The sequence below is a fragment of the Streptomyces sp. NPDC048258 genome (assembly GCF_043201995.1).
Classification (GTDB): domain Bacteria; phylum Actinomycetota; class Actinomycetes; order Streptomycetales; family Streptomycetaceae; genus Streptomyces.
The window spans coordinates 222561-236745 of the sequence record NZ_JBICZH010000004.1 but is presented as its reverse complement, the minus strand read 5'-3'; the positions used below and the strand labels follow the sequence as shown (position 1 = coordinate 236745).

12 protein-coding genes and 3 pseudogenes are annotated in these 14185 nt (G+C 75.3%); 1 reads left to right on the top strand and 14 read right to left on the bottom strand.

Annotation, left to right across the window (positions count from 1 at the left end; genetic code table 11):
• Positions 1-256 precede the first annotated feature (256 nt).
• The 7 genes and pseudogenes from ACGFYQ_RS11730 to ACGFYQ_RS11700 all read right to left on the bottom strand — a co-directional run.
• A pseudogene (locus ACGFYQ_RS11730) lies at positions 257-943 on the bottom strand (serine/threonine-protein kinase); the annotation flags it as partial.
• 102 nt (positions 944-1045) lie between these two features.
• Positions 1046-2578, bottom strand: a pseudogene (locus ACGFYQ_RS11725) (peptide-N4-asparagine amidase); the annotation flags it as partial.
• A 340-nt stretch (positions 2579-2918) separates the two neighbouring features.
• Positions 2919-3398: a ribonuclease E activity regulator RraA gene (gene rraA, locus ACGFYQ_RS11720; RefSeq protein WP_393742552.1), complete on the bottom strand. Its 480-nt coding sequence runs from the start codon at positions 3396-3398 to the stop codon at positions 2919-2921.
• Positions 3399-3602: 204 nt separating this feature from the next.
• The gene (locus tag ACGFYQ_RS11715) at positions 3603-3791 is read right to left on the bottom strand and encodes a hypothetical protein (RefSeq protein WP_393742550.1); all 189 of its coding nucleotides are present in this window, start codon (positions 3789-3791) and stop codon (positions 3603-3605) included.
• Between the two features lie 34 nt (positions 3792-3825).
• Positions 3826-4092 (bottom strand): GlsB/YeaQ/YmgE family stress response membrane protein, encoded by a 267-nt coding sequence (locus tag ACGFYQ_RS11710; RefSeq protein ID WP_393742548.1) that lies wholly within the window; start codon positions 4090-4092, stop codon positions 3826-3828.
• Between the two features lie 92 nt (positions 4093-4184).
• On the bottom strand, positions 4185-5108 hold the full coding sequence (locus ACGFYQ_RS11705) for a hypothetical protein (protein WP_393742546.1): 924 nt from the start codon (positions 5106-5108) through the stop codon (positions 4185-4187).
• The gene (locus ACGFYQ_RS11700; protein WP_393742544.1) at positions 5105-6019 is read right to left on the bottom strand and encodes a phosphatase PAP2 family protein; all 915 of its coding nucleotides are present in this window, start codon (positions 6017-6019) and stop codon (positions 5105-5107) included. The genes ACGFYQ_RS11705 and ACGFYQ_RS11700 overlap by 4 nt, the downstream gene beginning before the upstream one ends.
• Positions 6020-6173: 154 nt before the next feature.
• On the opposite strand from ACGFYQ_RS11700, the gene ACGFYQ_RS11695 reads away from it, so the two are divergent.
• Positions 6174-6791, top strand: coding sequence for a TetR/AcrR family transcriptional regulator (locus tag ACGFYQ_RS11695; RefSeq protein ID WP_393742542.1), 618 nt, complete (start codon positions 6174-6176; stop codon positions 6789-6791).
• A 155-nt stretch (positions 6792-6946) separates the two neighbouring features.
• Here ACGFYQ_RS11695 and ACGFYQ_RS11690 read toward each other — a convergent pair whose 3' ends face one another.
• The 7 genes and pseudogenes from ACGFYQ_RS11690 to ACGFYQ_RS11660 form a co-directional block, all read right to left on the bottom strand.
• Entirely contained in the window at positions 6947-7477 is a 531-nt protein-coding gene (locus tag ACGFYQ_RS11690; protein WP_393742539.1) for a TerD family protein, read from the bottom strand.
• 93 nt (positions 7478-7570) lie between these two features.
• Positions 7571-8764 (bottom strand): VWA-like domain-containing protein, encoded by a 1194-nt coding sequence (locus tag ACGFYQ_RS11685; protein ID WP_393742537.1) that lies wholly within the window; start codon positions 8762-8764, stop codon positions 7571-7573.
• A gap of 17 nt (positions 8765-8781) precedes the next feature.
• Positions 8782-9978 carry an AAA family ATPase gene (locus ACGFYQ_RS11680; protein WP_393742535.1) on the bottom strand — a complete coding sequence of 399 codons (1197 nt, stop codon included), beginning with the start codon at positions 9976-9978 and terminating at the stop codon, positions 8782-8784.
• Positions 9975-11636 (bottom strand): ankyrin repeat domain-containing protein, encoded by a 1662-nt coding sequence (locus ACGFYQ_RS11675; protein ID WP_393742533.1) that lies wholly within the window; start codon positions 11634-11636, stop codon positions 9975-9977. The genes ACGFYQ_RS11680 and ACGFYQ_RS11675 overlap by 4 nt, the downstream gene beginning before the upstream one ends.
• The gene (locus ACGFYQ_RS11670; protein ID WP_393742531.1) at positions 11633-12778 is read right to left on the bottom strand and encodes a gala protein; all 1146 of its coding nucleotides are present in this window, start codon (positions 12776-12778) and stop codon (positions 11633-11635) included. The genes ACGFYQ_RS11675 and ACGFYQ_RS11670 overlap by 4 nt, the downstream gene beginning before the upstream one ends.
• A gap of 82 nt (positions 12779-12860) precedes the next feature.
• Positions 12861-12933 (bottom strand): annotated as a pseudogene (locus ACGFYQ_RS11665).
• An 89-nt stretch (positions 12934-13022) separates the two neighbouring features.
• Entirely contained in the window at positions 13023-14159 is a 1137-nt protein-coding gene (locus ACGFYQ_RS11660) for a hypothetical protein (RefSeq protein WP_393742529.1), read from the bottom strand.
• Positions 14160-14185: the final 26 nt, after the last annotated feature.

Here is a 14185-nt window from a genome sequence, read left to right as displayed (position 1 = left end):
CGAGGGCGGCGCCGAGCAGGACCGGGCGCCTGCGCGGGGTCGCCGCCGGGAGGGGCGCGGTGGCCGCGTAGGGGTGAGGCACCGGGCCGAACGGCGGCGGTGTGGGCGGCCCGTACTGCCCCACGACCGGCGGAGCCGCAGGGGCCGCGTGGGCCGCCGGGGCCGTGGCGAGAGCGGTGCTCGCGTCCCGGAGCAGCTGTTCCAGTCGCGCCGCGTCGGGCCGCGCGGCCGGGTCCCGTACGAGGAGCCGTTCCAGTACGGGCGCCAGCGGGCCGGAGCGTACGGGCGCCGGGATCGGCTCGTCGAGGACGGCGACCACCGTGGCCAGGCTGGTGGCGCGGCGCAGCGGATGGACCCCCTCCGCGGCCACGTACAGCAGCATGCCCAGCGACCACAGGTCGGAGGCGGCCAGGCCCTCCTCACCGCGGACCCGCTCGGGCGCGATGTACTCCGGCGAGCCGATCAGCACGCCGGTCGAGGTGAGCCCGGTGGATCCGTGCAGGGCCGCGATGCCGAAGTCGGTGAGCACGGCCGATCCGTCGGACCGCAGCAGCACGTTGGCCGGTTTCACGTCCCGGTGCAGGACCCCTTCGGCGTGTGCGGCGCGCAGTGCGGACAGGAGGTCGAGGCCGAGCCGGAGCACGTCCGCCACCGGCAGCGGGCCGGACGCCAGCCGGTCGTGCAGGGAACCACCCTTGACCAGTTCCATCACGATCCACGGATGGCCGTCCGAACCCTCGGCGGGCTCCACGATGTGGTGGATCGTCACCACGTGCGGGTGGGCGAGGCGGGCCAGCGCCCGGGCCTCACGGACGGCCCGTTCGCGCAGTTGGCCGGTGAGACCGGGCTGGGCGGCGGCGGTCGCCGGGTCCGGCGGGCGCACCTCCTTGAGCGCGACCTCGCGGTGCAGTGCGATGTCGCGGGCGCGCCAGACCGTGCCCATGCCGCCGCTGCCCAGGGGCGCCACCAGCTCGAAGCGCCCGTCGATCAGCTGTCTGCCGGCCTCACTCGTGTCCATGGCCGGTCATCGTAAGGGGCGCGGGTGTCAGCAGCGTCGGCGGTCCACCGTGAGGCTGCCCTGCACGGCGGTGACCGTACGGTCGTAGCACCCGCCGGGGGCCTGGGACCCGTACAGGCGGGAGCGGGCGGTGGTGGTGGCGACCGCGTGCCGCTGGTCGCGCGGGACGTTCGCGGTGTAGGTGGCGTCACCCGTGTACCGGTCGTCGAGCCGGGAGGCGTCGACCTTCCGCCCGCCGCGCAGGGTGACGGTGTCCGCGCGGTCGCCGAGCGAGAGGACGGTGCGCAGCCGGTCGCCGGCGCCGAGGGTGGTCTCGCCGTCCATCGTGTACGTGCGCGCGGTACGGGTGCTGGTGGCCCCCCGGGTCACGGTCTCCTCGTCGGTCCAGGTGGCGGTGAGGGCGTCGCGGTTCTCGCCGTCGGTCCAGCGGTGGACGGAGGTGTTGCGCACGGCGCGGGTGACGGTGGTGGTGACCCGCCCGTGGGAGGTGTCCAGGTGCCCGGCGACGGTCAGCCGGTGTCCGCCCTCGGTGTCGAGGCGGTGCTCGGCGCCGGGGGTGGGGGCGGCGGGGGTCCAGCGGGAGGAGTTGGCCGGATCGCTCTGCTCGTGCTTGGTCAGGGCGCCGGTGACGACCTCGCGGGCCTCGTCCTGCCACAGCAGCAGGTTGGTCGGGGTGCTCCAGCCGCTCTGCCCGGCCGGCACCCCGGCCACGGACACCTCGATCCGGTGCGGGCGGCCGTCGTTGAGGAGTGCGGCGAAGGGGGTGAGGTCGTACACGAGCGGCTGGACGTCGAAGGCGCGGGGGCCGGGGGTGACGTACCAGAGGAAGGGGTTGGACCAGCCGCCGGTCCAGACGGTGGGGAAGGGCGCGGCGATGCCGGCGAGCTGCCCGTCCACGGAGACGCGGACCTCGCGGTAGGGGCCGTCGGCCGCCTTGCAGGAGTACGGGGCGGCGTCCGGGGTGGTCATGTACCAGTACTCCTCGCAACCGCCGCCCGAGCCGGTGGCGTACACCTCGGCGAGGAGGCGCTCGGTGTTGCGCGGGGTGGTGACGTCCGGGGAGGTGAGGGCGAGGACGCGGTCGGGGGTCTCGGTGGGGCCGGTGGGGCCGGTGCGGCCTTCGGCGGCGTAGAAGGTGAGGGTGACCTTGACGTCGATGACGCCGGTGTAGGTGTCGTTGACGACGTTGCCGATGAGCATCTCGACGGGCTGCGGGCGGGCGAGGGTGTCGCGGTAGCGGGTGACGTCCTTCTCGACGGACCAGGTGATGCCGTCGGGCGAGGGCTGCGGGGTGGAGGTGCGCAGGATCTCGACGCCGCCGAGGGAGAGGTGGCCGAGGCGGTCGTACTGGCGGCCCTTGACCTTGCCTTCGAGGCGGAGGACCACCTTGGCCCAGTGGTCGGCGCCGCAGCCCCGGGGCGGGGTGTAGCTGCCCTGGTACGGGGTGAAGTCGCGGAACTGCGCCTCGGCGAGGGTCACCTCGCAGGAGCGGGTCCCGGGCCGGGTGACGGGCGGGGCGGGGGTGAGGGGGTCGTGCCAGTCGGTGCCGAACTCGGCGGGCGGCGTCGGGCCCGCGGGCGCGGGGGCCTGGGCGGGTGCCTGCCCGGGTGCCTGCCCGGGTGCCTGCCCGGGTGCCTGCCCGGGTGCCTGCCCGGGTGCCTGCCCGGGTGCCTGCCCGGGTGCCTGCCCGGGTGCCTGCCCGGGTGCCTGGGCGGATGCCTGGGTGGTGGCCGCCGGGGTTGCGCCGTGCGCGGGTCCCGCGGCGGCGAGGGTGGCCGCGGCCAGCGCGATCGCGCCGAGCACGCCCGTGATCCTGTGTCGTCTCATGGGCCCGCAGTGAAACCCGGCCCGCCCGGCCGGCACCAGGGCCGGTGCGCCGGCCCTGGCGTGAAATCGCCGGTCAGGCCGGGAGGACGACGACGCCGTCGGCGTCCGCGTGGACCGTGTCCCCGGGACGGAAGGTGGTCCCGCCGATCGTGACGGGCTCGTCCACCGCGCCCGCGCCGGTCTTGCCGCTCTTACGGGGCACGGTGCCCAGTGCCATGACCCCGAGGTCGAGTCCGCCGAGGGCCACGCTGTCGCGGACCGCGCCGTTGATGATCAGGCCGGCCCAGCCGTTGCGCGCGGCGGCGCCGGCGAGGAGGTCGCCGACGAGGGCGGTGCGCAGCGAGCCGCCGCCGTCCACGACGAGGACGGCGCCCTCACCGGGCCCGTGGACGAGCTCGCGCAGCAGCGCGTTGTCCTCGTGGCAGGAGAGGGTCCGTACCGGGCCGGCGAACAGCCGGCGGCCGCCCAGCAGGCGGAACTGCGTGGCGCAGATGCCGAGGTCCTCGCCGTGCTCGTCGTACATGTCCGCCGTGGGGACGGGGGTGACGCTCATGTCGCTGGAATTCCTCGCTGCTCGATCCGGTGCGCCCTGGGCTCTGGGGGTGTCTTGCCGGTCAGGCCGGATCAGGGAGCGGCGTCTGGTGCCGTGCATCGCAAGGCCGAGGAGGGAGTCGACGCGGAGCGTCGGCGACCGACGAGAACGCGGCGAGGCGCGGTGCCAGACGCCGCGAGCCCGGCCTGATCGGCAAGACACCCCCTAGCGTTTGAGGGCACGGTACCGCTTGAGCAGTGCGGTGATCTTCTCAGGATCCGCGTTGCCGTTCAGCTCGGCGAGGAGGTCGTCGGGACAGAGTTCGTAGAGGTCGCCCCACCAACGGCCGCCCTTGGTCTTCCAGATCCGGTAGCCGCCCGGGACCCCGCGTGCGACGTATGCGCGCCGGCTCATGACCCGCCGTCACCTCCGCCCGTGTGTCGAACACTCAGTCGCGCGAATTGCCGAAGACAAGACGGTAGCCGATCAGCAGGACCAGCGAGCCGGCGATGGCGGAGCCCCAGGTGGCGAGGTCGAAGAACTGGGTCTGGATCGGCCGGTCCAGGAACTTCGCCGAGAGCCAGCCGCCGATGAAGGCGCCGGCGACGCCGATGAGGGTGGTGCCGATCAGGCCGCCGGGGTCCCGGCCGGGCAGCAGGACCTTGGCGATGCCTCCGGCCAGCAGTCCCAGGATGATCCAGCCGACGATCCCCATGCCCGTTCACTCCGTTTCGGTTGTCCGATGTTCTCCAGGGAGGACGCGGCCGGGGCCGAAACGGTTCTCCGGCCGCCGGTCGGCCGCGCGGCTCACGCCGCCACGCGGCTGACCGGCCCGGTCGGCGAGGTCGGCGAGGCTGGCGCGGCCGGCGCGGCCGGCCGGTCAGGGGCGGTGGGCACGGGCCGGGCGGGGGGCGCCGAGGGCGTACGGGTCAGCAGCAGCACGCCGCGCGCCGCGGCGAAGCCTCCCGCCAGCGCGAGCAGCACTCCCAGCGCGCCGCCCTGTAGGCGTTCGCCGAGCAGGACCATGCCGATCGCCGCCGCGGCCAGCGGGTTGGCCAGGTTCACCACGGCCAGCGGGGCGCCGAGCCCGCCGCGGTAGGCCCGCTGGGACAGGAGCATCCCGCCGACCGCGAACACCACGACGAGCAGGGCCACGGCGACGACCCGGACGCTGAGCAGGGATCCGCCGCGCCCGCCCGCCACGGCCACGGTCTGGGTCAGGGCGGAGGCGGCGGCGGAGGCCAGTCCGGAGGCCGTGGCGTGCCGCAGCCCCGAGCGCGGGTCCTTGACGGCGGTCAGCAGCAGGATCACGGTGGCCGTGGCCCCGGAGACGGCGAGTGCCTCCGCCAGGCTGAGGGTGTCGTCGGGGGCCGGCCCGGAGGCCGGGAGCAGCAGCAGGCCCAGGCCCGCGACCGTGGCCAGGGTGCCCCGCCATTCGGTGGCCGCCACCCGGCGGCCGGCTCCGCGCGCCCCGAGCGGGACGGCGGCCACGAGGGTGAGCGCGCCGAGCGGCTGGACCAGGGTGAGCGGTCCGTACCGCAGGGCCGCCGCGTGCAGCAGCGCCGCAGCGGCGTTCAGCCCGGCCGACCACCACCAGGCGCCGGAGCCGAGCAGGGCCCTGGCGCTGCGTGCGACGGCGGCGCGGGCGAGCCGCTCCTGGGCGACGGCGGCGGCCGCGTAGGTCACGGCCGAGGCGAGGCAGAGGACGACGGCGAGGGCGGTGGCGTTCACCGCTCGGCTCCTGCGGGGACGGGCGCGGCGGCCGGGCCGTCGACGGTATGCGTTCCTGGAGCGGCGGCCGGGCCGTCGGCGGTACGCGTTCCTGGGGCGGCGGCCGGGGCGGGGGCGGTCCGCGGGCCGGGCAGCCCGCGTCCGGCGCCCGCATCGGCATCGGCATCCCCATCGTCGCCGGCACCGGCGTCCGGCCGCGGGACCAGCAGCAGGGCGGCCCCGAGCAGGACGGTCGCGACGATCGCGTCGAGCCAGTAGTGATTGGCCGTGCCGACGACCACGAGCAGGGTCAGCAGGGGGTGCAGCAGCCACAGGACCCGCCACCGGGACTTCGTGGCGGCGATCATGCCGAGCGCGAGCATCAGCGCCCACCCGAAGTGCAGGGAGGGCATCGCCGCGAACTGGTTGGCCATGGTGTCGGTGGCGGGCGCGGCCCCGTAGACGGTGGGTCCGTAGACCTGTCCGGTGTCGATCAGGTCCGCGGCGCCCAGCATCCGCGGGGGCGCGAGCGGGAAGCCGAGGTGCAGGGCGAGGGCGGCTCCGGTGAGCACGGCGAGGACGCGGCGGGCCCACAGGTAGTGGGCGGGGCGGCGTAGGTAGAGCCAGACCAGGAAGAGCGCGGTCGCCGGGAAGTGGACGGCCGCGTAGTACGTGTTGGCGGTGTGTACGAGGGCGTCGCCGTGCAGCAGCAGCCGCTGCACCGCGCCCTCGCCGGGCAGGTGCAGGGCGCGCTCGGCGTCCCAGATCCGCGCGGCGTTGCGGAAGGCCTCTTCCGTGCGTCCGGTCGAGAGCGTCCGGCCCGCCTTGTAGACCGTGAACAGTCCCGCGACGAGCAGCAGCTCGCGTATGAGGCGGCGGCGCGCGGCTCGCCGTGCGGCCGCCGCCCCGGCGGGTGTGGTGTGGGAGGTCATCCCCCGGTCTCGCTTCCTGCTCGCACAGATCGACACGCCAGTGTATCGATACATTCGCGTATCGATACGCCGGTGTACCGATACGCTCGCGTTCCCGTACACTTCTCGTACGGGAACATGCCGCCGAGTCGCCCCTGAGGAGAGCCGCACCCCCATGACGTCGACGCCGACCACCGCGCGCCGCTCCAAGATCACCCCGGAGCGGGAGCAGGAGTTCTACGAGGCCGTCCTGGAGCAGCTGCGCGAGCACGGCTACGAGGCCCTGACCATGGAGGGCATCGCCGCCCGGGCGAGCTGCGGCAAGTCCACGCTCTACCGGCAGTGGAAGACCAAGCCCCAGCTCGTCGCTGCCGCCCTGCGGGCGAACCGGCAGGGCACCCTCGTCGCGGTGGACACCGGGACGCTGGCGGGCGACCTGCGCGAGGCGGCTCGGATCGCGGCCTGCACCTCGGGCCGCGACACGCGGCTGATGCAGGCCCTCGGGCACGCCGTGCTCAGTGACGAGGAGCTGCAGGCCGCCCTGCGCGAGGCGCTGGTGGAGCCGGAGCTGGCCGCCTTCGACACGATGGTGGAGCGGGCGGTGGAGCGCGGCGAGATCGCCGCGGACCACCCGGCCGTGGAGTTCCTGCCGGCGCAGCTGATGGGTGTGCTCCGCATCCGGCCGGTGCTCGAAGGCCGGTACGCCGACGCCGACTACCTGGTCCGGTTCGTCGACGCGGTCATGCTCCCGTCCCTGGGCCTCACACCGCCGGGAAGCCCCGGCACCCCCTGAACCGGCGGGCCGCCGTCCCGATGACCGGACGGTGACCTGCCCGCGCTGCCTCGTGGGGACGGCGGCAGCGCGCCACCCGGACCGGGCGGCGGTCACTCACTCGAGGAGTGACCGCCGTCCGATCTGAGCGGTCCTCGGTCGCACTCGGTCCGTCGTCAGCGGACTGCGCCCATGGTGCGGGTGAACTCCTCCGGGTTGGCGTCGAAGCCCTGCAGGCGGGCGTCGAGGGACCAGGCTCCCGCGGCGTCGCGGGTGAACACCGCCACCGTGGCGGCGGTGGCGGACGGGACGGCGTCGAAGTCGCCCTGGGCGAGGTCGGTGTGCCCCTCGCGGATCCGGACCCCCGTACCGGCGATATCGGCGAAGGTCGCGCGCCGCCCACCGGTGTCCTGAATGAGCACCCCGACCACCACGCGGCGCAACTCCAGTGCCATCCGGTCGAGTTCGAGGGTCATCACCTCGTCGAAGCCGAAGCCCTGGCCCGTGTGGCTGTCCCGGTTCAGGGTGATGGTGCCGTCGGGTGACCGGCTGCCGAAGTGGACCAGGTGCACCGGGACCCCGTGCAGGTCCGCGGCGCCGTACACCGCGGCCACGATGTCGAGGTCGTGCGCAGGCCGTTCGGCGGGACTGGGGTCCCACCGCAGCGCGACCTCGACCTTGGCCAGACCCTTGCGTACTCCGGTCACCGAACTCCCCCTTCGCTTACGGGTATTGCCCGGCCATGCTCCCACGTGTCCCCCGCTGCGGTCCGAACGACCGTACGTTCCCGGCCAGTCCGCTCACGCTCCGAGGTCGACGCGTACGGTCTCCACCCAGGCCGGGGGCGCGGGCGCGTCCGCCCCGACCAGCGCGGCGATCAGCCGGCAGGACGGCGTCTCGTCCGGCCACGGCGTGTACCCGTCGGTCAGCACGACCACGACGTTCGGCCGGTCGGGCAGGGCCAGCGCGGCGCTGATGCCGACGCGCATGTCCGTGCCCCCGCCGCCGGCCAGGGTCACCTCGCCCGCGCTGCGCACCCGGGTCACGGCGTGCACGTCGGCGTCGCAGGCCAGGACGGCGACCCGGTTGCCGCCGACCCCCACCTCCCGCAGGACACCGGTGACTTCGGCGAGCGCGGCCGCGAGGTCGTCCGCGCCCATCGATCCCGAGGTGTCGATGACGATCGCGACCCGCGGCAGCGGCCTGCGCAGGCTGGGCAGCACCACCCGGCCGCCGAGCGCGGGAGTGCGGCGCGAGGGGCGGCGGTACGTGTAGTCCACCGCGCCGGCCGCCCAGGCGGCGGCCTCGCGGACCGCTCCCGACAGGGCCTGGCGCCAGTCGACGGAGGGCTCCAGCAGTTCCTCGGCCCACCGGGCCCAGCCCTCGGGGACCGTGCCCCGGGTGCGCTGGTGGGACCGTACGGCCTGGGCGGTCTGGCGGCGCAGCGCCTCCGCCTCCACCGGGCCGACCCGGGCGGGGCCGCCGTCCTCGCCCAGCTCCCAGGGCATGGGCGTGCCGTGCGCGCCGGATCCGCAGTCCACCCCGTGCGCCGGGGACGTTCCGCACCGTGCGGGGATCGCGGGCAGGTAGGTCTCGAACAGGCCGCCCGTGGGCAGGCCGAAGAGAGCGGGCTCCATCCGGCCCGCGGGCAGCGTCAGCCCGTCGGCGAGCAGGTCGTCGTTGATCTCGCAGTCCTGGGCGATGTTGACGCGGACCGGATCACGCTGGTCGGCGGCGGGTAGCCGCTCGGCCCGGCCGTGGTGGTCGCGCAGCAGGTGGGCCACCTCGTGGATCCACACCCCGGCCAGTTCGGCGACCGGGGTCGCGTCGACGAAGGCGGGCGAGACGTAACAGCGCCAGTGCCGGTCCACACCCATGGTGCGGACGCCCTCCGAGGGGACGACCGTCAGGGCGTACAGGGCGGAGGCGAGGTACGGGCGGGCCTCGGCGGCCTTGTAGCGGGCCGCCAGGAGCTTCGCGCGGTCCAGGCGCACGGCCGGGCTCGCCGGGCTCAGCCGCCGCCCGGCAGGGAGCCGGACAGCTGGAGCAGTTCCACGAAGGCGTCGATGCCGGCGGGTACCGGCCAGTCGAGGTCGCGCATCGCGGCGAGGTCGGCGGCGGCGCGGGCGGCGACGTCGGGCACGCCCGCGTCCACGGCCTTGGCCAGCACCGTCCAGCCCGCCTCCCAGCGGGGGCGGGTGAGCTCGCTCTGCACGGCCGCGACCACGGCGATGAGGAAGGCCAGCTGCCGGTCGCCGCGCTCGGGCAGGGCGAAGGCGTCCGGGTCGGCCAGCACCCGGTCCGGGTCGGGCAGGTCGAGGTGTTCGAGGTACGAGAGCAGTTCGATCCCGGCGGCTTCGCCGACGGCGCCGGTTAGCGCGGCGGCCAGGGCCTCCCGGCCCGTCGAGGCCGCGTACCCGGTGGCCAGCAGCCGCAGGGCCATCTCCCAGGTGCGCGGGGAGGGCCAGCCGCGGCCGCGGGAGGCGGCCTCGGCGGGCATGTGGTGGACCAGGCCCGGCCGGGCGGTGAGGAAGCCGGAGACCGCGCCACGGGCGCGGGCGGCCGAGCCGGAGGCCTTGGCGGGATCGACGGCCGGGATCGCCACCTCGGGCCAGGTGCCGGCCATGCCCCGGGCCACGGTGCGCGGGTTGTGCGTCCAGTCGAGGTGGACGAAGCGGTTGGCCAGCGGGGGGCTGAGGTGCCAGCCGTCGGCCGCGCTGGCGGGCGGATTGGCCGCGGCGACGATCCGTACCGCCGGGGGGAGTTCGAGACTGCCGACCCGGCGTTCCAGGACCACGCGCAGCAGCGCCGCCTGCACGGCGGGCGGGGCGGAGGACAGCTCGTCGAAGAACAGCAGCCCGTGGCCGGTCCGGGCGAGGCGTACCGCCCAGTCCGGCGGGGCCATCGGAACGCCGGTGGTGGCGGGATCGTCGCCGACGATGGGCAGCCCGGAGAAGTCGGACGGCTCGTGGACGCTGGCGATGACGGTCTCCAGCTCCACCCCGAGCGCGGTCGCGAGCTGCCGCATGCCGGCGGACTTGCCGATGCCGGGCTCACCCCACAGCAGGACGGGCTGATTGGCCGTCACGGCCAGGGCCAGCGCCTCCAGTTGGGGGTCGGTGGCGGGTTCGCTCCGGGTGGCGCTCAGCCGCTTGCCCAGGGCGTCGGCGGCGGCCAGTGCCCGGGAGGGCTGCGGCTGGGCACTCATGCGTCGTCGTCCTCGTCTTCCTCGCGGTATTCCATGTACTCGTCGAACCAGTCGGCGCCGATGCCGGGGAACTCCTCGTCGACGCGCTGCCGCAGGAAGTCCAGGTCGGTGCGCTTGTAGCGGTGGATCTCCTGGGACAGCGACAGTTCCATCTCGTCGATGACGTCGATCCGGGCACCGGCCGCCAGCAGGGCCCTGACCAGGTCCGGCGAGCCGCCCCAGTGCACCGCCGACAGCAGCGGGGTGCGCTCGTGCTTGTCCCGCGCCTCAAGGTCGAGGCCGGCCGCGAGCAGCCGGGGCAGCAGCACGTCGTGGTCGAGCAGGTGGAGTTCGTGCAGCAGGCCGCGTCCGCGGGCGTCCCGGATCCGGGGGTCCGTGCCCGCGTCCAGCAGCGCCACCACACCCGGGGTGTCCCCGTGCTGGGCGCGCAGGAACAGCTCCCGCCGCTGGTCGCGCAGGGCGCGGGGCAGCCGGCCCTCACCCGTGGTCCAGGTCTGCTGCACGGCGAAGCAGCCGGAGACCGCACCGCCGAACGCCCGCATGGCGCGCTCCCGTTGCTGCTCCTCGGCGGTGTGCGGCAGGTCGAGTACGCCGCCCCGCGAGCGCACCTCGTGCCATTCGCCGCGGCAGCGCACCCGGACGGGCCCGGCCTCGGCGGGGCCGGGCGGTCCCACGGCCGGTCCGGAGCCGGGGAACAGGGCGGCGGCGACCAGCGGGTGCAGCTCCCGCGGGGTGATCCGGCCGGTGCGCACCAGTTCGAGGTCGGGCAGTCGCCGCCAGATGTACCGCGGCAGCTGCGGCACGGCGCGTGCCTCGTCCATCTCGATGAACCGGGCCCGCAGCCGGCCGGGACCGTCGGGCTCCAGCAGGAGGTGGCTGCGCCAGTCGGCCGCGATCCGGTACGTGTCACCCACCCCGCCCGCCACGAGCCGCCCCACCTCCGGCACGAGCCGGGTGAGGTCGATCGGCATCCGCCCGAACAGGGCCTCCGGGTCCAGCGGACGCTGGTACGACTGCGGGGCGGGCACGGTCAGGTCGCACTCGATGCCCGCGGCCTCGTACGCCGCGGCGATGTCCCCCCGCGCGTGCAGCAGGTCGATCCGCTCGGCGCGGCCCTGCGGGTCGCCGAAGCGCTCGCCCAGCTCGGCCGCGCATCTGGCGTCCCAGAACGGCCGGACGGCGGTCCAGTCCTCCGGGACGAAGCCGCGTCCCGCGTACCGGTTCCCCTTGTTCGGGACGACCGGCGCGCAGTGCAGGCGCAACCGCTGCGCACCCTCGGTCATGACGGGCGTGGTGACCGACAGGGTCGGGCCGTCGGCGCCGCCGTACGAGGCCAGCAGGATCCGCAGGTCGATGTCGATGGTGGTGCGGCCGCCCAGGACGCGGGGCAGGTGCCAGCGCAGCAGGTCCGGGGCGAGGTGGCGGAGGTCCTCCTCCACGGCCTCGGCGACGGAGGCGCCGTAGCGGTCCGCGAGCTCGGGCAGGTCGAAGCCGACGTCCACGGCGGCGGCGGCGCAGGCCGCCCGCCAGTCACCGGCCAGGCGGTGCGCGGTCGCCTGTTCGATCATCCAGCCGGGTACGGCGTACCGGCGGATCCGCTGCCAGGCCGGGCCGTCCTCGGGCAGGAAGCCGCCGGGCAGTTCGGCGTACGGGCTCACCGGTACACGCTGCCGATGGCGCGCAGGTCCGGATGGGCGGCCCGGGCCGGGCGGAGCCGTTCGGCGAAGGAGCGCTTGACCCGGCGGGGCAGGCCGGGGCCCAGGCCGACGTATTCCAGGGGGCTGTCGGCGGGCACCGCGGCGAGCAGGCCCTTCGCGCCGCGCCCGGTGAGGCCGGTGTGGCGCAGCTCCAAGCGGCGCAGGGGGCTGCCGGGGAGTACGGCGGCCAGGGCGTACGCCCCTTCGTCGCCGGGGTCGTTGCCGGCGGCTCCGAGGCTCCGCTCGGACATCGTCCGGCCCAGGTCCAGGGCCTCGATGGAGCCGAGGGCGCCGGCCAGGGAGCGCGCTCCGGCGGCGCCGATGCCGTTGCCGCCGAGGCCGAGGCGGACCGGGCCGGCGGCGGACGCGGCCGCGTCGGCAAGCACGGCTGCGCCGTCGTCACCGAGGTGGTTGGCCGGTACGTACAGCTCGCGCACCCCTGCCTCCCGGATCAGGGCGGCGAGCAGCGGGGCGGCGTCGTGGCCGAGGCCGTTGCCGCCGAGGAAGAGCCGTTCCAGGGGCTGCCCGCGCTCCAGCAGGGCGTCGAGGAGGAGGCGTACGCCGTCCGCGCCGATCCCGGTGTTGACCAGGTCGAGGGTGCGCAGGGCGGTGTTGCGGCGCAGCAGCGCCGCGAGGGTGCGGGCGCCGTCCTCGAAGAGCGGGTTCCGCTTGAGCCAGAGGGCTCGGACGGTGGTGTCGTCGGCGAGGGCTCCGGCCAGGGCGGCCACCCCGTCGGGGCCGATCCGGTTGCAGCCGAGGTAGAGGGTGCGCAGCCCGTGCCCGTCGGCTCCGGCCGCCAGGCTCTCCGCCAGGGTGCGGGCGCCGTCGTCGCCGATGGCGTTGGTGCCGAGGAGCAGGTGGGTGGCGTGCGCGGAGGCGGCCGCCGCGGGCAGCAGCCGGGCCGCGCCGCCCGGGCCGAGTCCCTGCTTGCAGAGGTCGACGCGGCCGTCGGTGCGCAGGGTGCCGAGCGGGAAGGCCTCGTCGGTCTCGACCGGGCGGTCCGCCGCGAGCCGGGCGAGCAGCGGGTCGAGTCCCGCGGGGTCGGCCGGCGGCATGTCCGGGTGCTCGATCGCGGGGCACCGTACGGGTGTCGGCTGTGTCATCACCACTCCACCGGTTCCTTCGCCGGTGCCCGGCGTCCATCACGACTTGAAGACGTGAACATCTGAAGACAGCAAGTAGACGCAAGACCGGTCGGATTCGAACCGACGTCCTCCAGCTCGATGCGTGGGCGCGACGACCTCTGCGCTACGGCCTTGCTGCGGACGATCATACCGGCCCGGTGGCCGAAAATCGATCACCAGTTTGGGCGATCGATCCCCGACTGCTGCGATTTGCCTGGCTTGTCTACCAGTTGCCGTCCTGTACGGGTTTGCCCGGCCTCGGGGTATTGCCGAGCGGCTTGACCTGGGCGGGGCCCGGCTCCGCCCAGGGCGCGTGGTCGTCGCCGATCCACTCCCCGACCGGCTTGACCCCGGCCAGCGTCGCGGAGGGCGCGAGGTCGGCGGCCGACTCGTCGTAGTAGTCGAACCAGGGCAGCCCGGCTTGGGTGTAGGCGGCCCGGTCCACCGGCGAGGGCGGCGCGTCCTCCCCGGTGATGCGCCGCCACTCGGGCGGAGTCACCAGGTGTACGAAGACCCGCGCGGCCGGCTCGCCCGCCCAGGCGGAGAGCGGCCGGTCGTCCTGGTAGACCTCCTGGCGCATGGAACCGCCGACGCCGAGCCCCATCGCCGGAGCCGCGGGCGGCGCGCTGCGGGTGGGCGGGCACCCCGGAGCCGCCGGGGCCACCGGGGCCGCCCCCGGAGCCGGGATCCCGCCCGGAGCCGCCGCCATCGGCATGGGCACCGGGCCGCCGTAGCCCGCGAAACCGCCGACCGGTCCGGGCGGCGGGGTCGGGGGCAGCGGGGCCCCGTACGGCGAGCCGGGAGCCTGCGCACGCGCCCGCTCCGCCCGCCGCCACTCCTCCAGCACCGCCGGAGCCAGCGGGAACGCCTGGAGCTGCACTCCGCCGGTGGTCTCCTCACCGGTGACCTGTCCCTCGACGGTGGCGCCGAGCCCCAGCGGTACGGCGACGAACTGGCGCACCGTCCCGTCGCCCGAGTTGATCCCGTCCAGCCACGGCTGCCGGGGCAGCACCACGTAGTTCTGCGGACCTCGGGCGAGCCGGCCCGTCCAGCGCTCGCCCGACACCGCGCACACCTTGCCGACCCCGACCTGGAGCGCGGCGGGCTCGCGGGTCCCGGCGAAGCTCAGCCACATCGCCTCGCGCAGGTACACGGGCAGCATCACGCCGCCCTTCGCCAGCCACTCCGGCGGCACCGTGTCCGGATAGTCCTCCACCCGGCGGAGCGGGAACTCCCCCAGCCCCGGCGGCAGCGCGTGCGTGCCCGATTCGGGCAGCCGCAGGGTCCGGATGAAGCGGATCTGCACCCCTTCCCCCAGTAGCAGCGCGTTCCCGTCGACCCGTACCGAACCTGTTCCCATGCCCGCCCCTTCTCCCGCCTTCTCCC

What these genes read in the sequence shown, in the direction of transcription:
- rraA (WP_393742552.1), bottom strand. Translation starts at nt 3,398, where the DNA reads ATGAGCGTCACCCCCGTCCCCACGGCGGACATGTACGACGAGCACGGC.
- ACGFYQ_RS11715 (WP_393742550.1), bottom strand. Translation starts at nt 3,791, where the DNA reads ATGAGCCGGCGCGCATACGTCGCACGCGGGGTCCCGGGCGGCTACCGG.
- ACGFYQ_RS11710 (WP_393742548.1), bottom strand. Translation starts at nt 4,092, where the DNA reads ATGGGGATCGTCGGCTGGATCATCCTGGGACTGCTGGCCGGAGGCATC.
- ACGFYQ_RS11700 (WP_393742544.1), bottom strand. Translation starts at nt 6,019, where the DNA reads ATGACCTCCCACACCACACCCGCCGGGGCGGCGGCCGCACGGCGAGCC.
- ACGFYQ_RS11695 (WP_393742542.1), top strand. Translation starts at nt 6,174, where the DNA reads ATGACGTCGACGCCGACCACCGCGCGCCGCTCCAAGATCACCCCGGAG.
- ACGFYQ_RS11680 (WP_393742535.1), bottom strand. Translation starts at nt 9,978, where the DNA reads ATGAGTGCCCAGCCGCAGCCCTCCCGGGCACTGGCCGCCGCCGACGCC.
- ACGFYQ_RS11670 (WP_393742531.1), bottom strand. Translation starts at nt 12,778, where the DNA reads ATGACACAGCCGACACCCGTACGGTGCCCCGCGATCGAGCACCCGGAC.
- ACGFYQ_RS11660 (WP_393742529.1), bottom strand. Translation starts at nt 14,159, where the DNA reads ATGGGAACAGGTTCGGTACGGGTCGACGGGAACGCGCTGCTACTGGGG.